Origin of the sequence: Kitasatospora sp. LaBMicrA B282, from assembly GCF_050325825.1 — a bacterium.
GTDB lineage: Bacteria > Actinomycetota > Actinomycetes > Streptomycetales > Streptomycetaceae > Kitasatospora.
Genome location: NZ_JBNQTI010000112.1, coordinates 1 through 22,361 on the forward strand (window position 1 = coordinate 1; position 22,361 = coordinate 22,361).

General features: G+C 72.4%; 21 protein-coding genes, 1 tRNA gene and 1 pseudogene. 12 read left to right on the top strand and 11 right to left on the bottom strand.

Translation table 11 applies throughout. The features are described from left to right. Positions 1-25 precede the first annotated feature (25 nt). Positions 26-208 carry a hypothetical protein gene (locus tag ACQRUO_RS26470; RefSeq protein ID WP_428318576.1) on the bottom strand — a complete coding sequence of 61 codons (183 nt, stop codon included), beginning with the start codon at positions 206-208 and terminating at the stop codon, positions 26-28. A 226-nt stretch (positions 209-434) separates the two neighbouring features. On the opposite strand from ACQRUO_RS26470, the gene ACQRUO_RS26475 reads away from it, so the two are divergent. Further along, complete coding sequence (locus ACQRUO_RS26475; RefSeq protein WP_428318577.1) at positions 435-2,732, top strand: DEAD/DEAH box helicase; 2,298 nt, start codon at positions 435-437, stop codon at positions 2,730-2,732. A gap of 125 nt (positions 2,733-2,857) precedes the next feature. Beyond that, entirely contained in the window at positions 2,858-3,757 is a 900-nt protein-coding gene (locus ACQRUO_RS26480; protein ID WP_428318578.1) for a TIGR02452 family protein, read from the top strand. Positions 3,758-3,797: 40 nt separating this feature from the next. Here the strand turns inward: ACQRUO_RS26480 and ACQRUO_RS26485 are convergent, their stop codons facing one another. Then, a complete protein-coding gene (locus tag ACQRUO_RS26485; RefSeq protein ID WP_428318579.1) occupies positions 3,798-4,676 on the bottom strand; it encodes a DUF3592 domain-containing protein in 879 nt (292 codons plus the stop codon). A gap of 287 nt (positions 4,677-4,963) precedes the next feature. Continuing rightward, a complete protein-coding gene (locus tag ACQRUO_RS26490) occupies positions 4,964-5,281 on the bottom strand; it encodes a hypothetical protein (protein ID WP_428318580.1) in 318 nt (105 codons plus the stop codon). Between the two features lie 146 nt (positions 5,282-5,427). Between ACQRUO_RS26490 and ACQRUO_RS26495 the strand changes: the two genes are divergently transcribed. Beyond that, on the top strand, positions 5,428-6,105 hold the full coding sequence (locus ACQRUO_RS26495) for a nucleotidyltransferase domain-containing protein (protein ID WP_428318581.1): 678 nt from the start codon (positions 5,428-5,430) through the stop codon (positions 6,103-6,105). 63 nt (positions 6,106-6,168) lie between these two features. Beyond that, positions 6,169-6,241: transfer RNA gene (locus ACQRUO_RS26500), tRNA-Lys, on the top strand. 51 nt (positions 6,242-6,292) lie between these two features. Here the strand turns inward: ACQRUO_RS26500 and ACQRUO_RS26505 are convergent. Both ACQRUO_RS26505 and ACQRUO_RS26510 read right to left on the bottom strand, forming a co-directional pair. Next, entirely contained in the window at positions 6,293-6,982 is a 690-nt protein-coding gene (locus ACQRUO_RS26505) for a tyrosine-type recombinase/integrase (RefSeq protein WP_428318582.1), read from the bottom strand. A 186-nt stretch (positions 6,983-7,168) separates the two neighbouring features. Next, positions 7,169-8,500: a helix-turn-helix domain-containing protein gene (locus ACQRUO_RS26510; RefSeq protein ID WP_428318583.1), complete on the bottom strand. Its 1,332-nt coding sequence runs from the start codon at positions 8,498-8,500 to the stop codon at positions 7,169-7,171. A 200-nt stretch (positions 8,501-8,700) separates the two neighbouring features. On the opposite strand from ACQRUO_RS26510, the gene ACQRUO_RS26515 reads away from it, so the two are divergent. The 5 genes from ACQRUO_RS26515 (at position 8,701) to ACQRUO_RS26535 (ending at position 12,091) form a co-directional block, all read left to right on the top strand. Then, positions 8,701-9,270, top strand: a complete 570-nt coding sequence (locus ACQRUO_RS26515) for an ATP-binding protein (protein ID WP_428318584.1) — start codon at positions 8,701-8,703, stop codon at positions 9,268-9,270. An 11-nt stretch (positions 9,271-9,281) separates the two neighbouring features. Further along, a complete protein-coding gene (amcB, locus tag ACQRUO_RS26520; RefSeq protein ID WP_428318585.1) occupies positions 9,282-10,427 on the top strand; it encodes a cyclophane-forming radical SAM peptide maturase AmcB in 1,146 nt (381 codons plus the stop codon). Continuing rightward, positions 10,424-10,594 (top strand): multiple cyclophane-containing RiPP AmcA, encoded by a 171-nt coding sequence (gene amcA / locus ACQRUO_RS26525; protein ID WP_428315465.1) that lies wholly within the window; start codon positions 10,424-10,426, stop codon positions 10,592-10,594. Before amcB ends, amcA begins: the two co-directional genes overlap by 4 nt. A gap of 68 nt (positions 10,595-10,662) precedes the next feature. Continuing rightward, positions 10,663-11,352: a pentapeptide repeat-containing protein gene (locus ACQRUO_RS26530; RefSeq protein ID WP_428318586.1), complete on the top strand. Its 690-nt coding sequence runs from the start codon at positions 10,663-10,665 to the stop codon at positions 11,350-11,352. A 220-nt stretch (positions 11,353-11,572) separates the two neighbouring features. Beyond that, positions 11,573-12,091, top strand: coding sequence for a hypothetical protein (locus ACQRUO_RS26535; RefSeq protein WP_428318587.1), 519 nt, complete (start codon positions 11,573-11,575; stop codon positions 12,089-12,091). A gap of 8 nt (positions 12,092-12,099) precedes the next feature. Here the strand turns inward: ACQRUO_RS26535 and ACQRUO_RS26540 are convergent, their stop codons facing one another. The 5 genes and pseudogenes from ACQRUO_RS26540 to ACQRUO_RS26560 all read right to left on the bottom strand — a co-directional run bounded on the left by ACQRUO_RS26540 (position 12,100) and on the right by ACQRUO_RS26560 (position 17,275). After that, positions 12,100-14,400 (bottom strand): NACHT domain-containing protein, encoded by a 2,301-nt coding sequence (locus ACQRUO_RS26540; protein ID WP_428318588.1) that lies wholly within the window; start codon positions 14,398-14,400, stop codon positions 12,100-12,102. A 346-nt stretch (positions 14,401-14,746) separates the two neighbouring features. Next, positions 14,747-15,577, bottom strand: coding sequence for a hypothetical protein (locus ACQRUO_RS26545; RefSeq protein ID WP_428318589.1), 831 nt, complete (start codon positions 15,575-15,577; stop codon positions 14,747-14,749). Between the two features lie 75 nt (positions 15,578-15,652). Next, a pseudogene (locus tag ACQRUO_RS26550) lies at positions 15,653-16,543 on the bottom strand (transposase); the annotation flags it as partial. A 58-nt stretch (positions 16,544-16,601) separates the two neighbouring features. Beyond that, positions 16,602-17,015 carry a PIN domain-containing protein gene (locus ACQRUO_RS26555; RefSeq protein ID WP_428318590.1) on the bottom strand — a complete coding sequence of 138 codons (414 nt, stop codon included), beginning with the start codon at positions 17,013-17,015 and terminating at the stop codon, positions 16,602-16,604. Then, on the bottom strand, positions 17,012-17,275 hold the full coding sequence (locus ACQRUO_RS26560) for a CopG family transcriptional regulator (protein ID WP_428318591.1): 264 nt from the start codon (positions 17,273-17,275) through the stop codon (positions 17,012-17,014). The genes ACQRUO_RS26555 and ACQRUO_RS26560 overlap by 4 nt, the downstream gene beginning before the upstream one ends. 146 nt (positions 17,276-17,421) lie before the next feature. Here ACQRUO_RS26560 and ACQRUO_RS26565 point away from each other — a divergent pair, with 146 nt between their 5' ends. Beyond that, positions 17,422-17,769 carry a hypothetical protein gene (locus ACQRUO_RS26565; RefSeq protein WP_428318592.1) on the top strand — a complete coding sequence of 116 codons (348 nt, stop codon included), beginning with the start codon at positions 17,422-17,424 and terminating at the stop codon, positions 17,767-17,769. Between the two features lie 10 nt (positions 17,770-17,779). On the opposite strand, the gene ACQRUO_RS26570 is transcribed toward ACQRUO_RS26565, so the two are convergent. Then, the gene (locus ACQRUO_RS26570; protein WP_428318593.1) at positions 17,780-18,859 is read right to left on the bottom strand and encodes an enoyl-CoA hydratase/isomerase family protein; all 1,080 of its coding nucleotides are present in this window, start codon (positions 18,857-18,859) and stop codon (positions 17,780-17,782) included. A gap of 223 nt (positions 18,860-19,082) precedes the next feature. Between ACQRUO_RS26570 and ACQRUO_RS26575 the strand changes: the two genes are divergently transcribed. Further along, positions 19,083-19,832 (top strand): HAD family hydrolase, encoded by a 750-nt coding sequence (locus ACQRUO_RS26575; RefSeq protein ID WP_428318594.1) that lies wholly within the window; start codon positions 19,083-19,085, stop codon positions 19,830-19,832. Then, positions 19,829-22,234: a glycoside hydrolase family 65 protein gene (locus ACQRUO_RS26580; RefSeq protein ID WP_428318595.1), complete on the top strand. Its 2,406-nt coding sequence runs from the start codon at positions 19,829-19,831 to the stop codon at positions 22,232-22,234. Before ACQRUO_RS26575 ends, ACQRUO_RS26580 begins: the two co-directional genes overlap by 4 nt. Positions 22,235-22,361 lie beyond the last annotated feature (127 nt).

Sequence of the window (22,361 nt, forward strand, 5' to 3'; positions counted from 1 at the left end):
AGCCGACGGTTGATTCGGCCCTCGATCATCCGGCGGGCGGCGGGAGCAGCGCCAGCCCCGGGGCGGCGGGCGGCTCCACCGGCGGTTCGACGGGCGGCGGCGGGCACCCGTCCGGTCCGCCGGTCTCGCCGTCCGGCGCGCCCGCGCCGTCGGCCAGCGGCAGCGGTTCGACCGGCGGTACGGGGAGCGGATCCGCTGCCGGCGGCACCGGAACAGGTGCACATTGACGGGTCGACCAGGGCGTTTGCCTTGGGTGTCGTGGGTCCTCTATGGTGGTAGATCGTTCGTTTGATCCATTTGATTGGCGCCTTATTCCCTCGCGGATTCCCCTTGGGCGCCCTTGGCGCGTTCCGGCGATCCGTGGCAGACCGCATCGAGGCGGTTGTTTCTCAGAACCCCGGACTTTGGCGCGTGCCACTTCCGGAAGGTTTTACATGTCTCTCGTTGACGACGCCCGCTTCGCCATGCCCGCGAACGCCCAGGACGAGGCCCGCGACGCCGCCGACCTGACCGACGCCATCGACTCCCTCGACGCCGACACCGCCGCCGCCCTGGACGGCGACGCCCTCGACGGTGGTGCCGACGAGCTCGCCGCCGACACCGAGGACGACGCGGCCCCGGCCGAGCCGACCATCACCTTCGGCGACCTCGGTCTGCCGGAGGACGTGGTGCGCGCCCTCGCCAAGCGCGGCGTGACCACCCCGTTCCCGATCCAGGCCGCGACCATCCCGGACGCGCTGGCCGGCAAGGACGTGCTGGGCCGCGGTCGCACCGGCTCCGGCAAGACGCTGAGCTTCGGCCTGCCGCTGCTCACCCGCCTCGCCGACGGCGAGCGCACCAAGCCCAAGCACCCGCGCGGCCTGATCCTGGTCCCGACCCGCGAGCTGGCCATGCAGGTGGCCGACGCGCTGGAGCCGTTCGGCTCGGTGCTCGGCCTGCGCCTCAAGGTGGTCTGCGGCGGTACCTCGATGTCCAACCAGATCTACGCGCTGGAGCGTGGCGTCGACGTGCTGGTCGCCACCCCCGGCCGCCTGCGCGACCTGATCAACCGCGGCTCCGCGAAGCTGGCCGACGTCCAGGTGGCGGTGCTCGACGAGGCCGACCAGATGGCCGACATGGGCTTCCTGCCCGAGGTCACCGAGATCCTCGACCAGGTGCCGGCCGGCGGCCAGCGCCTGCTGTTCTCCGCCACCCTGGAGAACGAGATCGACACCCTGGTCAAGCGGTACCTGAACGCCCCGGTCACCCACGAGGTCGACCCGTCGGCCGGCGCGGTCACCACCATGACCCACCACATCCTCGTGGTGAAGCCCAAGGACAAGGCGCCGATCACCAACGCGATCGCCGCGCGCAAGGGCCGCACCATCATCTTCGTCCGCACCCAGATGGGTGCCGACCGGGTCGCCGAGCAGCTGATCGAGGCCGGCGTGAAGGCCGACGCGCTGCACGGCGGGATGACCCAGGGCGCCCGCACCCGGGTGCTGGGCGACTTCAAGGACGGCTACGTCAACGTGGTCGTGGCGACCGACGTCGCCGCCCGCGGCATCCACGTGGACGGCATCGACCTGGTGCTCAACGTGGACCCGGCCGGCGACCACAAGGACTACCTGCACCGCTCCGGCCGCACCGCGCGGGCCGGCCGCTCCGGCACCGTCGTCACCCTGGTGCTGCCGCACCAGCGCCGCGGCGTCTTCCGCCTGATGGAGGACGCGGGCGTGGACGCCAGCCGGCACATCCTGGACCACGCCTTCGACCCCGAGGTGGCCCGGATCACCGGCGCCCGCTCGCTGGTCGAGGTGCAGGCGGAGAGCGCCTCGGGCATGGCCGGTGCGGCCGAGCGCGAGGTCGCCGAGATCACCCGCCAGCTGGAGCGCGCGCAGCGCCGGGCGACCGAGCTGCGCGAGGAGGCCGACCGCCTCGCCGCCCGGGCCGCGCGCGAGCGCGCCGAGCTGGGCATCGAGGACGAGGCGCCGGTCGCCGAGGAGAGCACCGAGGCGCCGGCCGTGGCCGAGCAGCCCGCGGTGCGCGAGGTCCGGGAGCCCCGCGAGGAGCGCACGCCGGCCTACCGCGAGGCGCGCAGCGAGCGTCCGGCGCGTTCCTTCGGTGACCGTGACCGCGATGAGCGTGGTGGCCGTTCCTTCGGTCGTGACCGTGACGACCGTCCGGGCCGTTCGTTCGGTGACCGTCCGGCGCGTTCCTTCGGTGACCGTGACCGCGATGAGCGTGGTGGCCGTTCCTTCGGTCGTGACCGCGATGACCGTCCGGGCCGTTCGTTCGGTGACCGTCCGGCGCGCTCGTTCGGTGACCGTGACCGCGATGAGCGTGGTGGCCGTTCCTTCGGTCGTGACCGTGACGACCGCGGTGGCCGTTCGTTCGGTGACCGTCCGGCGCGTTCCTTCGGTGACCGTGACCGCGACGACCGTGGTGGCCGTTCCTTCGGCGACCGTCCGGCCCGCTCGTTCGGTGACCGTGACCGTGACGACCGTGGTGGCCGTTCCTTCGGCGACCGTCCGGCCCGCCCCTTCGGTGACCGCGACCGCGACAGCCGCGGCGCCGGCAACAGCCGTCCGTTCGCCCGCCGCGACGACCACCGCTCCGGTGGCCGCCCGCAGACCGGCTCCTACGGCGACCGTGACCGCGGCTTCGGTGGCGGCGGCCGCTCCTACGGCGACCGGGACAACCGTGGCGGCAGCTTCAACGGCGGCGACCGCAAGCCGCGTTGGAAGAACTGACCGCGCACCGCACGGCTTCGGACGGGCCCGCTCCACTTCGGTGGGGCGGGCCCGTCCCGTTTCCTCCCGGTGCGGCCGCCGTATTTCGCTGGTGCCGCGGTGGCCCGGGGCCTAGCGTCGGACGGATGAGCAGCAGACTGCAGCAGGTGGCCCGGGAGAACGAGGAGATCGCCGAGCGCGGCGGGTACCGGGGGCCGGGTGGCGCCTGGGTGGACATCGCCGGGATGCTGGCGGCGGCCCAGGACGGCACGGTGGCGTACGGCCCGGAGCCGCCGGCGCCCGCGCCCGACGCACCGTCGACCCGGGCCGATACACCGTCAACTCTGACCGACGTACCGTCAACTCTGACCGGCGTCCCGTCAACCGGGGCCGGTGCACCGGTGATCGAGGTCACCGCCGAGGGCAGCATGCAGGCCGCCGAGCGGCTGACCGGTGCGGGCGGCGAGGTCGGGGTGCTGAACTTCGCCTCGGCGCGCAACCCCGGCGGCGGCTACCTGCGCGGTGCCCGGGCCCAGGAGGAGGACCTGTGCCGGACGGCGCTGCTGCACTCCTGCCTGCTCCGGGTGCCGGAGCACTACGCGGCCCACCGCGCCAGTTCCGACCTGCGGTACAGCCACCGGGCGGTCTTCTCGCCCGGGGTGCCGGTGATCCGCGACGGGCACGGCAACCTGCTCGCCCGACCCCACCCGGTCTCCTTCGTGACCGCGGCCGCGCCCAACGCCGGCCAACTCGCGCTGCACGGCGAGGCGACCGGCCCGGCTGGCGCGGCCGAACTGGCCGGGCTGCTCACCGAGCGGGCCGGCCGGGTGCTCGCGGTGGCGGCCCGGCACGGGGTGCGGCAGCTGGTGCTGGGCGCCTGGGGCTGCGGGGTCTTCCGCAACGACCCGCGCCAGGTGGCGGACGCGTTCGCGGTGGCGCTGGCCGAGCAGGGGGCGGCCTTCGACCGGGTGGTCTTCGCGGTCTGGGACCGCGCCGCGGTGTCGGTGAACCGGGCCGCGTTCGAGGCGCGGTTCGGCACCCGGTGAGCCCCGGGCGGGCTCACCGCCTGGTGACCCCCGGGCGGGCTCACCGCCCGGTGAGCCCCGTCCCCACCATCAGCAGCACCCCGCAGCAGGCCAGCATGGCCACCAGCCCGACGCCGACGGTGGCCGCCGCCTGGCGCGGGCTGCCGTAGCGCGGGCGGACCGCGGCGTCGATCCCGAACTGCAGCGGGTTGTCCGGCAGGTAGCGCACCGGGACCGGGGCGCCGTCCAGCGGGTAGCCCTGGCGGTTGTGGGTGTGCAGGTCGACGCCGGTCACCTGCTCGCCCTCGGCCGTGGCGAAGCAGAGCACCGGGTGGTAGCGGCGGTGCGCGCCCTCCCCGCCGCCGTCGACCGCCAGGCTGCCGACGATCACCCCGTAGCCCGGCTGGCCCTTGCCGCGCAGCCGGGCGGAGCGCGAGGTGCGGCCGGCCTGGCGGGTGAGCGTGGTGGCGGTGGCCAGCGCCAACCCGGAGGCGGTGAGCACCGCGCTGGTGGCGATCGCGTCCGGGTCGGTCCAGCGGGTCAGGATCAGTGCCACCGAGCCGAGCGTCATCACCAGCAGGCTGGTCAGTGCGGCGTCGAACACGCTGGTCTGCGGTCCGATCTGGAACCGGTCCGGACGGCCCGGCAGGTACCGCACGGTGATCGCCTGCCCCGGCCAGCCGGCCAGCGGGACCCGGCCGCAGGACGGGGTCCCGATCACCTCGCGCTCCGAGGCGGGGTCGGTGAACCGCACCACCACCAGCAGCACGGCCGCCGCGTTCCGCTCCCGGACCAGCACCTCGGTGACCGTGCCCCGGACCTCGGTGCCGCGGCGGGCGAACCTGGTCAGCGCGCAGGCGATCGCCGGCACGCCGAGCACCAGCACGGCCAGCCCGGCCCACCAGCAGACCAACAGCACCTCGTGCCCGTGTCGGCCCATCACCCGTCCCCCTGTCCCCCCCGGACGTCGTCCTCGACGCCTGCCCACGGCGCCCCTCCCCGGACTCCGTCCGGGGACCCCGGCAGCCGGCGCGGGCACGGCCGCGCGACGCCCGCGGTCCCCCGGGCAGACCCTCTGATCCTGCCCCCTTACCGGCCCGCTGTCACCAGGGCCTGGCGCCGCCCGGGCCGGGCACCGACCGGGGCCGGCCGCGGGGGCCGGCGGGTGGGCCGTCCTGGTGGCCGTCCTGGTGCCGTCCTGGCGGGCGGGCCTTGTTCGCGCCGGGGTCAGCCGCGGCTGCGACCGGCGAGCGCGACCGTGGCCGTGGAGGCCGCCGCCACCACGCCGGTCACCGCGAAGACCGAGGGCCAGGCGCCGATCTTCTTCGCCAGCGGGTGCGAACCGCCGAACGCGGCCACGTAGAGCCCGGTCAGCGCGGCCGCCGCGGCCGGCCCCGCCTCCCGCCGCCAGCGGTACGCCGCCCCGGCCCCGGCGGCGGCCAGCACCGCACCGCCGAGCTGGCGTCGGCCGCTCCACCGGGCGGTGCCGTAACCGCCGATCAGGCCGGCGGAGGCGATCAGAGTGGTGGTGGGGATCTTGGCCATGGTGCTGGTCTCCCGTCTCGGAGCTCGGAATCGGTTGCCCGTGCTGCTCCGACCCTACGACTCCGCCGGAAAACCAGGTGCCGACCCCGGGGTTCGCCGGTGAGACTGCGGTGAGTGGCTGTCGAGCGGGGAAACGGGGTGGGGCGATGCGGATGCTGTTGTCGGGGGTGGTCGGCTCGACGGCCTACGGGCTGGCGCGGCCCGGCTCCGACGTGGACCGGCTCGGGGTGTTCGCGGTGCCCACCGAGGAGCTGCACGGGCTGGACCGGCCCACCGAGTCGGTGGTGACCACCGCGCCGGACCGCACCCTGCACGAGGCGGCGAAGTGGTGCCGGCTGGCCCTGGTCGGCAACCCGACGGTCAGCGAACTGGTCTGGCTGCCCGAGGAGTTGTACGAGCAGCGGACGCCCCTGGGGGACGAGCTGATCGGGCTGCGGCAGCACTTCCTCAGCGCCGGCACGGTCCGCTCGGCCTACCTCGGCTACGCCGGCCAGCAGTTGCGCAAGCTGCGCACCCGGGACACCGACGACCCCGCCCTGCACGCCCGGGCCGCCAAGCACGCCCGCCACCTGGTCCGACTGCTGGAGCAGGGCGTCGGCCTGCACGAGAGCGGCGAACTGCGGGTCCGCCTCGCCGACCCCGAGCGGGTGCGCGAACTGGGCGAGCGGATCGCCGACACTCCCGACCTCGCCGAGCCGCTGCTCGCCGACGCCCAACACCGCTTCTCCCGCCCGGGCGTCCTCCCCACCACCCCGAACCCCGCCCCGGTCGAGTCCTGGCTCCGCCGCGTCCGCCTGGCCCACCTCGCCCGCGCCGCCGGGTAATGCGCTGGCCGAGCCACGGGGATCACCCGGTAGGATCGTGGCGGCAGACTCACAGTCGGCCACGGGCCGCTAGCTCAATCGGTAGAGCTGCGGACTTTTAATCCGTAGGTTCAGGGTTCGAGCCCCTGGCGGCCCACGTACGGCGAGGGGGTCTACACCCCCTCTGACCTGCAGCGCAGCACCCTGGCTAATAGGGATAGTCGGGGTGCTGCTGCGTTTTCAGGCCGTCTGCTGAGCGATGCGTGAGCGGACTGCGCGTCAGTGCTGGTTGTGGTGACGGACTGGGCGTCCTTCGGTGACGTGCCCGGGGGACCAGTGCGACCGCCGCCTCGGCGTGGGCGAAGGCCAGCTCGGCAGGACGCTGGGCGTAGATGTCGGCCGTGATGGTGATGGAGGAGTGGCCGAGTAGCTCCTGGACCACCTTCAAGTCGGCACCAGCCGCCAGGAGGAGCGTCGCCGCCACGTGGCGGAGGTCGTGTAGCCGGATCGGCGGCAGGCCGGAGAGAGTCACCAGCTGCTCGAACATGTCGGTGACCTTGCCGGGGTGCAGCCAGCTCCCGTCCTCCTCGGTGAAGACGCGCCCGGTGTCCTGCCAGGCAGACCCCCACTCTTCGCGACAAGTGGCCCAGGAGGACGACAAGCTGACCCGCCGGGCGGTCTGTTCCGTGAACAGTCCGGTCAGCCGGTCACCACTGACCTGAACTGGCTGCCTCCGAATCGCGCGGTGGCCGAGTACGCAACCCAGCCGGTCACCCACCCGCCACCACTGATCGGGAGCACTCAGCGCGCACACCATGCCGCGCCGTACCACCTCGGTCGGGAGTTCCCAGAACGACGCTGAGGGCAGCTGATCGGCACTACCTGCGGAGCAAATCATGACCGCGATCAGGCTCCCGGCGGAGCAAGTTGTGGGGTAAGGACTCCTTTACCCGGCCTTGCTCCTGGCAGGGTGCTCCTTGGTCGGCCCAGGGGTGCCGAGCAAGGGAGAAGGAACAGGGCAACCGCCAGTGCCGCCCCGCACTGCCGACAGACCCAAGGAGCGCTCACCGACCGCCGCCCCGCGCTACGCGGTCGGAGCGTCCTCCATCGCTGCCGCCCGGTCGTCCAGCTCTTCGACACCTGGCACGTCGCGGAGCCGGTAGAGGCGGGCGCGCATATCGTGCACGGCGTCCTGCACCTTGATGGAGCGGATGCCGTCCGCGCAGTCGAGGAAGTCGCCCCAGGAGGCGAGGGCACCATCGACGTCGTCCTGGCGGAGGCGGACGGTGCCGAGGTCGGCGAGGACGATCGCACGGGTGCGGCGACGGTCGAGGCCGTGGATGTCGAGCGCGTGGTGGAGGTGGTCCTGGGCGCTGGTGTGGTCGCCGAGCTGGGCGAGGATCATGCCGGCCTCGTGGGCCCACCGGCCGGTGCTGTAGTGGCTGGCCCATGATTCGCCCGGGGCGCCGGTGGCGCGCTCGATGGCGGTCTGGGAGGCGGCGAGCGCGCCGGTGGTGGTGCGGCGGTCACCGTCCAGGGCAGCGGCGTTCGCCAGGGTCGCCTGGTAGTAGGCCAGGGCCCGCGGGTCGCCCACGTGCTTGGCCTGATCGACGCACTCCTCCGCTATCCGGACCGCTGTGGGCCGGAAGCCGAGGTCGATCGCCTGGACGGCCAGGCCACGCAGGGCAGTGGCGGCGAGTTCGGGGTCGCCGGCCTCGGAGGCGAGGCGGAAGGAGTGCGCGTAGTACTGCTGGGCGGCGTCCTGGTTGCCCTCGTCCTGTGCCATCCATCCGATCAGGTGGACGAGTTGGGCTGTCGCCGCGAGGAGCTCCTGGCCGACGGCTTCGGTCCAGCTCCCTTCGAGCCAGGGGGCCACGTCGTGGTGGAGGTAGCGGACGGCGAGGTGGCGGGCGTGTCCGCCACCGAGTTCGGCTGCCGCGTCACCCAGGGAGGTCGTCATCTGGCGGACAGCGGCGACCTCACCCCGGCCGACCCGGACCTTGCCGCCGGACTTGAGCCGTACGCGCCGCAGGACGGACTCCGGGTCGGGCAGGCTCAAGGCCGTCAGCGCGTACGCGCTGGAGGCGGCCACGAATCCCCGGCGATCCACCACGTCCCTCCGGCTCAGCTCGATGACGGAATCCACGGTATCGCCAGTTTCGCTCTCCGCCGGAACAGTTGGCTGGACGGCGACCGTATCGGCGAGGTCGATATCGAGAGCCTTGATCAGGTACGGCATCCAGTACTTCGGCACCCGGCCGCCGCGCTCCCATCGGGAGACCTGGCCCCGGTCCGGTCCCGATCCTCCCTTGCCCTCCGCCGCACCGAGTTCGAGGCCGAGCCGGGGCTGTGACCAGCCCTTCTTCTCCCGCGCGGTCCTGATCAGGTCCGCGACCGTCACAGGTCCCCCTGACACGGTGCCCTCCCTCGGGCCGCCCGCAGGCCGACACCTGGCCCACAGTGGCCCACAACTGGCCGACATCTGGCCTACACCTTGGCACCTTATTCGTCAGCGCGCACGGCTGTTGACTGAGAGTCAGCCGAGCAGGGTGCTCCGGACCGGGGCGGTTTCGGCTCCACAATCGGCGGCACCGGCCATCCCGTCGGCCATTCCCGATGGCCGGTGCCGCTCTCCACAGCCCCCGAGGAGAGCAGAGCCATGTCCGTGTACAGCCGCGCGTTCTTCCTGGTCCGCGACCCGGCCAACGCCGCCAAGGGCCGCCGGCGGGTCCGCGCCATGCTCGCAGACCGGGGATCCGGCTGGACGAGGAGAGCCGCGACAACCTCGACGTCGTCGTGTCGGAGTTGATCACGAACGCCATCCGGCACTCGGACGGGCCGATGCTCACCGTCGGCGTGTACGCCGACCCGCGGGCCCGGCGTGTCCTGGTCGAGGTCTACGACGCCTCCGTGATCCTCCCGCGGACGCGTCAGGCAATGGCCAACGAGGAGACGGGCCGGGGCCTGCTCCTGGTTGAGCGGCTCGCGCTCTCCCACGGCGCCGAGCGCACCATCCGGGGCAAGCGGGTCTGGGCCGAGCTGGCCGTGCCCGAGCAGGCCATGACCCGGCGCCAACTGCTGGCGCATCCGCGCAGAGTCGGCAGGCGCCTTCTCGACCGCCTGCGCAACGCCTCGCCCGCCGGCCCCCGGCGTGACTGCCCGCGTGCCGCCCTTGCCGCCGATTGAGAGGTCATCCGATGAGCGAACCGCACCGCTACGACCGCCACCTCGCGCGGCGGCCGCAGTCCGTGGTCGTCCAGCCCACGAGCTTCTGCAACCTCGACTGCACGTACTGCTACCTGCCGCACCGCGACCGCCGGGAGCACATGGCCGTCGAGGTCGCCGACGCCGTGGCCCGCTCGGTCACCGAGCTCGCCCCAGCCCTCAGTCCGGGCCGCCCGTTGGAGTTGGTCTGGCACGCGGGCGAACCGCTGGCCCTAGGCCTGCGGCGCTTCGGTGAACTGCTCGCACCATTCGAACCGCTGCGGCAGGCCGGGCTGGTCCACCACTACGTGCAGACGAACGCCACGCTGGTCAGCGACGACTGGTGCCGGTTCCTCGCCAGGTACCAGTTCCGGGTGGGGGTGAGTATCGATGGCCCGGCCGCCCTCAACGCTCAGCGGGTCGACCGCAAGGGCAAGCCGGCCTTCGACCGGATCGTGAAGGGCGTCGCGCGCCTGCGTGAGGCCGGCATCGCCTTCTCCGTGATCGCGGTGGTCACGGCCGAGAGCGTTGACCGGCCCGAGGACCTGCTCGACTTTCTCGCTGGCCTCGGCTGCCACACCATCGGCATCAACATCGAGGAGACCGAAGGCGTCAACACCACCAGGCCGATGCCCACCGTCGAGCAAGCCCGGCAGTTCTGGCGCCGCACCATGGCATGGAGCCGCCGCACCCCAGGCCCGAAGGTGCGCGAGCTGGCCCGCCTCGGCGACTACCTCCACGCCGCACGAACCGCCCGGCAGACCGACCGGGGTGCCCTCCTGATCGACCCCATCCCCACCGTCTCCGCGGCAGGCGACGTGGTGCTGCTCTCACCCGAGCTCGCGGGCATCGCCGCGCCCGCCTACGACGACTTCCGGGCCGGCAACGTCCTGCACCAGTCGCTGGCGTCCATCCTCGACGGCGCCCACCGGCTGCGGTACGTGGACGAGTTCCTCACCGGCCTGGAGAGGTGCGAGGCCACCTGCCAGTTCTTCGACTTCTGCCGCGGAGCGCAGGCCGGCAACCGCTACTTCGAGAACGGCCGCCTGGACACCACCGAGACCAACTACTGCCGCGTGTCCAGGCAGGCCCTGATCACCGCCTTGTCCGATACCGTCCGAGAGGAGCAAGCAGCATGACCGTGCTCGAACTGCTGACCACCGCCGAGGCCCCCGTTATCGAGGAACTCACGGCCGGCCGCTCGCACGACCCCGCGGTCGCCAAGTTCGACAACCGCCCTACCTGGGACAACCCCGCGCCCAAGTTCGACAACCGGCCGACCTGGGACAACTGGAACAAGAAGTAGCACCGCTGCCGGGCGGCCCGCGCCCAGCGCACGGGCTGCCCGGCCCCACAGCAAGAGGGAGCCCGACCATGGACAGCCGCACGTTCGGCCGCGTCACCGTGACCCTGCCCAATCTCGACGAGGCCGGCACCTACCTGTCCAACGTCACCTCCCTGGAAACCGGCCGGGGCATCGTGCAGGACTTCCAGTACGCCGACGCCGACCTGCGCGAGCTCGACCTGGCCGACACCCGACTGATCACCGGCCGCATCACCGGCCTGCGCGCCTCCCGCGCCCAACTCGCCGAGATGCGCCTGGACTCCGTCGCCTTCGAGAGCACCGACCTCGGCTCGGTCACCTGGAGCGAGAGCAAGCTCTCCCGCGTCGTCTTCCGCAACTGCAAACTCATGGGCGCGACCCTCACCGGCCTGACCCTCGACAACGTCCTGTTCGAGAACTGCAAACTCGACTACACGACCTTCGACCGCGTCCGCGCCACCGGCCCGGTCGCCTTCTCCAAGTGCGTCCTGACCGAGGCCGTTTTCACCGGCTGCGACCTGAGCGAGGTCGTACTCGACGCCTGCATCCTCCAGCTCACCGAGTTCGGACGCGGCAAGTACCAACGCTTGGACCTGCGCGGCAACGACCTCACCGCCCTGCGCGGCGTCGCCCAGCTGGCCAAAGTCATCATCGACCGCCCGCAGCAGGCCGAACTCGCCGAAGCGTTGTTGGCCGAGCTGGACGTCACGTACGGGGACGCGCTCGACGACCATCGCTAGACCGATTCCGAGGAGGACTCGGCATGCACCTGAGCATCGCGTTCCACGACCTCGCCGCCCTGCAGCGGCGGTGCGAGGTCAGCGGAGTCCGGATCACTCATGGAGAACCCGAGTACGAGAACGGGGCAATCGTCCCGGCCGACCCCTGGCAGCCGATAGCGATGCCCTCGGCGCTCGTCTCCGGGCAACCGACGAGACCCCGGACAGCCGCCTGGTCGAAGTGGTCAAGCTCCGGCACACCGACGCTATCGACCTGCTCTCCGAGCTCGCCGACCCCCTTGGCGACCCCAACGCCATTTACCTCGGCCAGGCGGCCAGCCCAGCCAAGGCCCTGACCACCACCGACAATTACCAGGACGGCCGACGGCTCGGCCTGCACGTCGACAACTGGGACAAGCTCTCCTACGCCGAGAAGCACCGGGGCCGCCGACGCCTCTGCCTCAACCTCGGCCCCGGCACCCGCTACCTCCTGCTCGGCGACATCGACATCCAGGCCATCTGCCGAACTGTCCACCACGACTACGAGCACCACTACCCGCACACCGACGACCTCCGCACCTACGTCGCCCGCCACCAACCGCTGCGTTGCTTGCGCATCCGCCTGGCACCCGGCGAGGGCTACATCGCCCCCACCGAACTGCTGCCACACGACGGCTCCACCGAAGACCAGCCCGAGCCATCCACCGCAGCCTTCTGGCTCGGCCACTGGCCCCGGGGCGTCCTGCCCAGCTTGATCTGAGGGACGTTTCAGCCAGTGCCTAACGTGCCCCACCGGGCTGAGCGGCGGGCAGCCCAGCGGACCAGCCTCGGCAGCCCGCTGTCCGTGGCCAGCTCGCGCAGTGCCTCGGCCCCTCCTGGGCAGCGGCTCAGGTACGAGATCGCCAGCAGACGCGCCCGGAGCCCGGGGCCAGCGACGATGGCGCGCAGCAGCTGGACGCCACGGGGATCGCCGGCGGTGACGGCGAGTTCATGCGCCGTGTAGGCCCGATCAAACGGGTGGGCGTCCAGGTCGATGGCCAGGGCGTACAACTCCTCGCTGCCCGCGCGGATGCTGATCGTTTTGGTGAGCGCGATCGCGAGGAACACCCGGTCGATGTTCTTAATGGACGGGTGTGCGATCGCCTGCCGAAAGGCCGAGACGGCCCGCTCGCTCCCCGCCGCCTCGGCCAACCGTTTGGCCACTACCCGCCGGTATGCCCAGACACGCTCGGGGCTGACTAGCAGCGTGTGCAGTCCGTCGATTCCTCGAGCGTCGCCGATGGCGGCCAAGGCCTCGGCGGCGAATGCCCGGTCGGCGTACCGGATCCGTTGGTTGGCAGCCAGCCCCGCGAGAACCTCGGCTCCACGGGGATCCCCTAACTCAGTCCACATCTCGGCAGTTGCGACTGCTGCCACCACTCGCTCCATGGGAGGGCGAGACCGGCGGCTTCCCTCGAAGCGCAGCTCACGGAGAGCGGTGGCAACCAGGCCGGCTGGCAGATCAGTGCCCAGGCGCGACTGGTCGACGATGAACCAGCAGCCGTACTGGCCGGCACTCCCGGAGGCCAGTCGGCCGAGATACCGTGCTGCCTGCTCCGGGGCGGCATCGATGACAAACCCAAGGTAGGAGTCCGGAAGCTCGGGACAGCGGCACGGCCGCCATCGGCCAGTCCTAGGACGGATGCCCTTAGGTGCCCTTAGGCCACGATGCCGGACGGCGCGGAACGCGCGACGCAGTTCGGCGTCCCGGGCGGCGGGGGTACCGGTCGCGTGCTGGGCGGCGAGGAATTCGAGCATGCTGCGGTGTGCCGTGGCGTAGCCTCCGGCTGTAGCGGTCAGCAGACCGGTGGAGAGCACGGCCGATGCGAGGAAGGCCTGCCACTCTCCGCGCGGGACTCGGGCCGGGGCGGTGACCCGCTCTGCCAGGAGGAGGTCCAGTACGGCTCGGGCGCCCTGCTCGGCGAAGAGCAGGTGGTGGGCGATGGCCGCGAGATGCTCCTGCAACTCGCCGAGTACCCGGTCGGCGGCGGCCACGGCGGCCGGACCATGTCTGGCGAGTGTCTCGACGGTTGGACCGGTGGGACGTCGGCGTTCGCGTAGCAGGTCGACGAAGCGTTCATACAGCGCGCCTCTGCTGGCCGGAAGGCGCTCGGCGGGCGAGGCGGCGTGCAACTGACACAGCATGGCGATCATCAGTGGGGCGCCGGCCAGCGCGGTAAGCCCGGCTTGCTGGATAGCGGCCAGGAATTGTTCGGCGGCGGCCTCGGGCTGGGTGAGCCCGAAAGCATGGAACCATCGGGTTGCGACCTCTTCGATCTCGGCCAGGCCGAAGGACTGTAGCTCGTGGATGGCGGTACCCTCGCCGAGGACCTGGAGGAGCCGGTCGGGCAGTGGGCGGGAGGTAAGTACGAAGTGATAGCGGTCTGCGTGACTCTGCTGCCAGGCGAGGACCTGCCGCAGTACCAGTTCCTGGTCGCGTAGTTCGGGGAGCTCATCGAGGCCGTCGAGCAGGACCAGCCACTGTTCTCCGGGCGCCGGCGGCTGCCGAAAGAACTCCGGCGGTACCACCTCGACCAGTCCCGGGAGATCGGCGTTGACCGCCTTGGCGAGGCAGTCCGCTAGCGGTCCTGTGACCACGGCAGAGGCATGGACCAGTACCGGCAGTGCCTCTCTGCGTTCCCCGCGCAGCCAGCGCCCGCAGACCCTGGCCAGGTGCATTCGTAGCAGACTGGACTTGCCGCCGCCCGGTTCGGCCACCACGACGGTCAGGTCTGCTGTGCTGCCCAGCATCTCGTCGGCAGGGACTGGTGGGTGGCCGCTCGCGGCCGGATGGCTGGAAGATGAGTAGGGGCGTGCCACCTGCCGCAGGTGGATCCGGGCCAGCGGTGGAACCACGCCGGGAAACACTGCCGGATAGGGGTGTTCGGCGGCCGCCTGGGCGGCGGCTCTGAGGTAGTCTGCCAACTGGTTGGCCGCCAGCGTTGGACCAGCGTGGAGGTGCAATTCGCCCACTGTCCGGGCCTGCACCACCGGACCGTGGAACTCACCGCCCCCGATGTGATTCTCCACCCGCCTCATTCTGCCGAACGGTCGGTCTCGCAGAAGCAGCTTTCAGCAGGAACCTGCTTCCCAGGTGCGACACGGCAGCCAAGTGCGTGCGGTGTCCAACCCGGGGACCGGTGCGTGAGCGGACAGCACGGCAGGAGCTGTCTGCTGGCGGACTGAGCGGCGTCATGTGGCTGGCGACGCTGCAGGAATAACAGCAAGCAACCGGTTGCAACCTGCTGAATCATGCTCGGACTCGATCTTTTAATCCGTAGGTTCAGGGTTCGAGCCCCTGGCGGCCCACCCGGCGAGGTCCAGGTCAGCACGCTGCTGACCTGGACCTCTTCTGTCTGCGGGTTCTGTCTGCGGGTCAGCGCCCGGCGGCGAACTCGTGCAGCGACGCCTTCAGGGCCGTGACGAAGGCCTCCCGCTCGGGCGGGGCGAGGAGGTCCAGCGACAGGTACGGGTTGAGGTCCTCCAGCTCGACCAGCAGCAGCCGGCCGTCCTGGGTGCGGCAGGCGTCGACGCGCTGGATGCCGCGGTCGATCGCGTTCCAGTCGACGAACCGCTGGGCGAAGCCCAGGTCGTCCGCGGTGGGCCGGTACGGCTCCAGCTCCCAGCGCCGGTCCGGGTCGGGTGCGTGCAGGGCGTACTGGAAGGCGTGGTCGACGAAGTAGAAGGAGACCTCGTAGCGGAAGTCGATCCGCGGCTGGACCAGGATGTCGCCGTAGTCGAGGCCGGCCAGCTCGTCCCGGGTGACGAAGCGCAGGCCGAGCGAGTCGGCGCCGGCCTTGGGCTTGACCGCGTACGCGTCCGTCACCGGCAGCCGGTCGGCCCCGGCGGGGTCGTCTGCGGTCGGGATCACCGGATGGCCCGTGGCGCTCAGGTCGAGGAGGTACTGCTTGCCCGTCATGTCGGCCTTGCCGGTGAGCTGGTTGTAGACGCGCACCCCTTGCTGCCCGGCCCGGGTGCGGAACTCCTCGTACGCCGCCGGGTAGTTCAGCACGGGGCCGCTGTTGCGGACGACGACCAGGTCGAAGGCGTCCATCAGCGCTGCCGCGTCCAGCGGGTGGCAGAGCGCGAGGTCGAAGTCCTCGCGGAGCCTGGAGCTGAGGAAGACGTCCTCGTCACCGTACCGACGGCCGCGGGCCTGGTAGGCCAGGTCGGTGACGAACAGGACGCGGGGCTTGACGGGCGGCATCGCTCTCCCGGGGGTCGACTGCCGTCAACCTACCTGGCGCGCCCGCCGCCCGGCGAAGCCCGACGGATCGGACGGTCACGCGGCAGCGACCGTCGCGGCCTCCTGCTCCCGCGCCCCGGCGAGGCGGCGGAACGCGCAGGCGGCCGAGGCCAGGGTGGTGTGGTGGTGCCAGCCGGGGTAGGACCGGCCCTCGAAGTCGCCCAGCCCGAAGTCGTCGGCGAGCGAGTCCAGGGTGGCCGAGAGGTCGTGCCGGGAGGCGAGCGAGAGCAGCCGCGGCACGCGCTCGTGGACCAGGTTGGTGAGCCAGCTGCCGGTGACCCGGCGGCTCGCGGTGTCGTACGCGGCGAAGAGCCGGTGGACCGTCCGCGCGGCGGGCAGCCCCGGCAGCCGCACGAGGCAGGTCAGCACGTGCACGCCGTGCTCCCGGTCGTTCCCGGTCTGGTCCAGCGCGTGCACGGCGCTCCCGAACCGGTCCAGCAGCCGCCCGGCCCCGAGCACCTCGCCCGCGGCGCCGGGTTGGCACGGCGTCAGCGGCAGTGCGGCGGGCACGGCGACGACGAAGTCGTACCCGCGGCGGGTCAGCGCCCGCAGGTCCTCGTCCTCGCTCCACCGGCCGGGCAGCAGGAGCCGCCAGTCGACGGGCACCTGGGCGTCCGGCCCCGTCAGGAACGCGCCCAGGCCCGCCTGGCAGTTGATGGTGCGTCCCAGCGCGGGGACGAAACGGCGGTGCACGCCGGCCGAGTGTTCGCCGCGCTTGGGCACGGCGGTGAGCGCGATGGTCCACGCGTCGGCGGCGGTCCGCCGTTCCGCCCAGTTCAGCAGCGCCGTGCGGACCGGCTGCCAGTCCCAGGGGCTCGCGTTCACGAACTGCTGCAGGGACAGCGCCGCCGCCGGCCGGCCGGCCGCGGCGGCCAGCTGGCGGATGGACTTCTTGCCCGGCACGGACAACAGCCCCTCCAGGTAGAGCGCCTCGCCAAGCTGAAGGACCGGGTGTACCGCCTGGCGTGACGGCTTCGAGAGCCGGTCAGACCTTGAGGACCTGGACCGCGGGGCCGCAGAGCAGCGCCAGGTCCTCGGGGGCGGAGGTGAGGATGACGGCAGGCCCCGGCGCGGCGAGGGCGGTGGCGGCGAGCATGGCGTCGATGGCGTACTTGTGGCCGTGCAGCCCGGCGCCGCCGAGCAGGGCGGCTGCCTGGCGGGCGATGGGTTCCGTGACCGGTTCGACGACGAGGCGGGAGAGCGTCCATTCGAGGGCGGGCCGGTTGATGTGGGGGTGGACGACCTCGACCAGGGTGGCCGCGCTGGTGATCACCCGCAGATCGTCGGCGCGGGCGAGTGCGAGCCAGGCAGTCACCTCGCGGTCCCGGAGCACCGCCTTGGCGAGTCCTTCGCTGTCCAGGACGAGGGTGCCGGCCGGCACGGCGCCCTCGCGGGTCACGCCGCGCTCGCGTCGCCGGAGCGCTGCTCGTCCCGCGCGCGCTGGAGGAGTTCGCGTCGCTGCTGGATCTCCTCGGCCGTGACGGGGCCGTGCTCGGCCTCCGCGACGGCGATGAGCTCGTTGAGGTCGTCCCGCTCGATCTGACGCGCAACCGCCGCCGCCACGTAGGAGGACAGCCCCGACGGGCCGCTGCGGGCGCGGGCGGCTTCGGCGATGTCGCGCGGCATGCTGATCGAGTACTTCTGGGTAGGCTCGCTCATGCCCTTCATGCTACCGCTCATGCCACCGAGAGGTGGGCGACTGAACAACCAGGGGAGCCGCCGCCGGTGAAAACCGGTCGCCCGGTGCCGGTCGGCCCGCCTAGCGTGCGGGGGCGAGGAGTTCTCGCAGGCGAGGAGGGTGTGGGATGGACGGCCGGACGACCACGTTGTGGCGCCCCACCGGGCCGGCGGAGTTGGCGTTGGTGGCGGAGGCGGACTGGCGGGCCTGGCCGCCGCGGTTGCCGGAGCAGCCGATCTTCTACCCGGTGCTGAACGAGGACTACGCGATCCGGATCGCCCGGGACTGGAACGTGCCCGCCTCCGGGGTGGGGTACGTGACCCGGTTCGAGGTGGAGACGGAGTTCCTGGCCCGGTACCCGGTGCGGCAGGCCGGTGGCGAGACGATCCTGGAGCTCTGGGTGCCGGCCGAGGAGCTGGCGGAGTTCAACCGGCACCTGGTCGGGCGGATCGAGGTCGTGCACGAGTTCCGCTAGTCCGGTGCGCTCACTCCCCAGCCGCTGCCAGGCCGAGTTCGTCCGGGCCGAGGGTGGCGAAGTGGCGGGCCACCTCGGGCTCGGTGACCTCGGGGAGGGTGGCGGGGGACCAGCGCGGGTTGCGGTCCTTGTCGACGACCTGGGCGCGGATGCCCTCGACGAAGTCCGGGGTGTGCAGGCCGGCGACCGAGACCCGGTACTCCTGGTCGAGTGCGGCGGCCAGCGAGGGCAGCCGGCGGGACCGGCGCAGGGCGGCCAGGGTCACCTTGAGGGCGGTGGGCGACTTGGCGCCGATCAGTTCGGCGGCCTCCTTGGCCTCGGGGACGCCGCTGGCCAGCAGGCGCGCGACGATCTCCTCGACGGTGTCGGCCGCGTAGCACGCGTCGATCCAGTCGCGCTGCCCGGCCAGCGGGGCCGGCCCGGGCTCGGTGGCGAACCGGCGCACCGCGTCGTGGGGTTCGAGGTCGGCCAGGGCTGCGGTGAAGTCCGGCAGCCGCTCGCTCGGCACGAAGTGGTCGGCGAAGCCGCAGTACAGCGCGTCGGGGCCGGTCATGCTGCCCGCGGTGAGCGCCAGGTGGGTGCCCAGCTCGCCCGGGGCCAGGGCGAGCAGCCGGCTGCCGCCGACGTCGGGCACGAAGCCGATCGTGGTCTCGGGCATGCCGACCGCCGAGCGCTCGGTGACCACCCGCACCGAGCCGTGCGCCGAGATCCCGACCCCGCCGCCCAGCACCAGCCCGTCCATCACCGCCACGTACGGCTTGGGGTAGCCGGCGACCAGGTGGTTCAGCCGGTACTCGGCCCGGAAGAAGGCCCGGGCCGCGGCGCCGCCGCGCTTGGCGTCGTCGTGGAAGAAGCGGATGTCGCCGCCGGCGCACAGCCCGCGCCCGCCGGCGCCGGTGATCACCACCGCGGCCACCGACGGGTCCGCCGCCCAGGCGGTGAGCTGCTGGTGCAGGGCGTCGACCATCGGGTGGTTGAGCGCGTTGATGGCCCGCGGGCGGTTGAGGGTGAGCCGGCCGACCCGGCCGTCCGTGCGGGCCAGCACCAGCGGTTCGGCGGGCTCGGCGGGGGCGGCGGGCTGCGTGGTCATCGGGGGCTCCGTAACTGGTCTGGGCGTCCTCGGCCGTGCCCGGTCACGGTACGCGCCCGGGGGTGCCGGCGGGGTGGCGGGGGCGTGCACCGGGGGCGTGCGGCGGCCGTGACCGCTGGGACCGATGGGGTGAAATTCGACGTGACGGACAGTCAACTTAACGCTGTCCGACGCGCCGCCGGAATTCGAGGCGGAGTCCGGGGATCTGGTCCAGACTGCAACCATGCTGGGGCTACCCGACCACATCCGTGCTTACCTCTTCGACCTCGACGGCGTGCTGACGCAGACCGCCAAGGTGCACGCCGCCGCCTGGAAGGCGATGTTCGACGACTTCCTCCGGGAGGAGGCCCGTCGCACCGGCGACGAGTTCGTGCCGTTCGACCCGGTCCGGGACTACGACCGCTACGTGGACGGCCGGCCCCGCCTGGACGGCACCCGCACCTTCCTCGCGTCCCGCTCGATCGAGCTGCCCGAGGGGAGCGAGAGCGATCCGCCGGGGACCCGCAGCGTGTACGGCCTGAGCACCACCAAGAACGACCTGGTGCTGCGCCTGATCCGGGAACAGGGGGTGCAGCCGTACGCGGGCTCGGTGGAGTACCTGCACCGGCTGCGGGTGCTCGGCCTGCCCAGGGCGGTGGTCTCCTCCTCCGCCAACTGCCGGGACGTGCTCAAGGCGGCCGGCATCGACGGCCTGTTCGACGTCGTGATCGACGGCGAGACGGCCAAGCGGGAGGGGCTGCCCGGCAAGCCCGCACCCGACACCTACCTGGCCGCCGCCGAGGCCCTGGGCGTGCCGCCCGAGCACGCGGCGGTCTTCGAGGACGCGCTCGCCGGAGTGGCCTCCGGGCACGCGGGGGGATTCGGCACGGTGGTCGGCGTCAACCGCACCGGCCAGCGCGATGCCCTGCTGGCGAACGGCGCGGACCTCGTGGTGGACGACCTGTCCGAACTCATCGAGGGGGCGGCCCAGTGACCGCACAGGAGGGCTTCGCGGTCGATCCGTGGAGCGTGACCGAGCACCGACTTGACCTGGCGGGCCTGGCCCGCAGCGAATCCGTCTTCGCACTCTCCAACGGCCACATCGGCCTGCGGGCCAATCTCGACGAGGGCGAGCCGCACGGCCTGCCCGGCACCTACCTCAACGGGGTCTTCGAGCTGCGCCCGCTGCCGTACCCGGAGGGCGGCTACGGCTACCCGGAGTCCGGGCAGAGCGTGATCAACGTGACCAACGGCAAGCTGATCCGGCTGCTGGTCGACGACGAGCCGTTCGACCTGCGGTACGGCGAACTGCGCGGTCACCGCCGCTCGCTGGACTTCCGCGAGGGCGTGCTGCGGCGCGAGGCCGAGTGGACCTCGCCGGCCGGCCGGACGGTCAAGATCCGCTCGGCCCGGCTGGTCTCGCTCACCCAGCGGGCGATCGCCGCGGTGGACTACGAGGTCGAGGCGGTGGACGGTCCGGTCCGGATCGTGGTCCAGTCCGAGCTGGTCGCCAACGAGCAGCTGCCGGTGGGCGGCGAGGGCGACCCGCGGGCCGCGGCCGTGCTGGAGGCGCCGCTGGTCGCCGAGGCGGACCACGCGCACGGCACCAAGGCGACCCTGGTGCACCGCACCCGCTACAGCAACCTGCGGATCGCGGCCAGCATGGACCACGTGATCGAGGGCCCGGACGGGGTGAGCGCCAGCTCCGAGGCCTACCACGACCGGGCCCGGCTCAGCGCGACCACCGTGCTGCAGCCCGGCGAGCGGCTGCGGGTCACCAAGTTCGTCGGCTACGGCTGGTCGGCCACCCGCTCGCTGCCGGCGGTGCGCGACCAGGTGGAGGCCGCGATCACCGCGGCCCGGTACTCCGGCTGGGACGGCCTGGTGGCCGAACAGCGCCAGTACCTGAGCGAGTTCTGGGACTCCAGCGACATCGAGATCGACGGCGACGTCGAGCTGCAGCAGGCGGTCCGGTTCGCCCTCTTCCACGTGCTGCAGGCCTCCGCGCGCAGCGAGGAGCGGGCCATCCCGGCCAAGGGGCTGACCGGCCCGGGCTACGACGGCCACAGCTTCTGGGACACCGAGACCTTCGTGCTGCCGGTGCTCACCTACTGCGTGCCCACCGCGGTGGCCCAGGCGCTGCGCTGGCGGCACACCACGCTGCCGCTGGCCCGGGAGCGGGCCGCCCAGCTCGGGCTGGCCGGCGCGGTCTTCCCGTGGCGGACGATCCGCGGCGAGGAGTGCTCCGGGTACTGGCCGGCCGGCACCGCGGCCTTCCACATCGGCGCGGACATCGCGGTGGCCGTGGTCCGCTACGTCCGGGCCACCGGCGACGTGGAGTTCGAGCGCACCTACGGCCTGGAGCTGCTGGTGGAGACCGCCCGGATGTGGCGCTCGCTCGGCCACCACGACGCGCAGGGGCGGTTCCGGATCGAGGGCGTGACCGGGCCGGACGAGTACAGCGCGGTGGCGGACAACAACGTCTTCACCAACCTGATGGCGCAGAGCAACCTCAAGGCCGCCGCCGACGCGGTGGTCCGCCACCAGCTGGAGGCCGCCGCGCTCGGGGTGGACACCGAGGAGACCGCCGCCTGGCGGGACGCGGCCAAGGCGATGTACATCCCGTACGACGAGAAGCTCGGTGTGCACCCGCAGGCCGACAGCTTCACCAACCACCAGGTCTGGGACTTCGAGAACACCCCGCAGGAGAAGTACCCGCTGCTGCTGCACTACCCGTACTTCGACCTGTACCGCAAGCAGGTGATCAAGCAGGCCGACCTGGTGCTGGCGATGCAGATCCGCGGCGACGCCTTCACCCCCGAGCAGAAGGCCCGCAACTTCGCCTACTACGAGCGCCTGACGGTGCGCGACTCCTCGCTCTCGGCCTGCACCCAGGCGGCGATGGCGGCCGAGGTGGGCCAGCTCGACCTGGCCTACGACTACACCGCCGAGGCCGCCCTGATGGACCTGCACGACCTGGGCGGCAACACCCGCGACGGCCTGCACATGGCCTCGCTGGCCGGCGCCTGCATCGCGCTGGTCTCCGGCTTCGGCGGCATGCGCGACCACGGCGAGCTGCTCACCTTCCGGCCGCGGCTGCCCGCCGGGCTGACCCGGCTGGCCTTCTCCATGCGGGTGCGGCACCACCTGCTGCGGGTGGAGATCACCCACGAGGAGACCACCTACACGCTGCGCGAGGGCGACAAGCTGCGCCTGGAGCACGACGGCGAGGAGCTCTGGGTGGAGGTCGACGCGCCGGTGCGGCGGACGACGCTGCACCCGCCGGCGGGCGAGCGGCCGGTCCAGCCGCCCGGCCGGGAGCCGGCCCGTCGCGCGCCCCAGGCGGGCCTGGCGGGCACCGGCGCGCTGGCGGGGGAGCACCTGGCGGCGGAGTGAGCGGAGACCCGGCCGCGGAGTGAGCGGAGTGGGCGCAGCGCGTCCGGTCGGGAGTGGCCGGACGCGCCCGGTCGGCGGTGGCAGGAGCTGACCGGCAGGCGCAGCCGTCGGGCCGACCCCGGGTCGG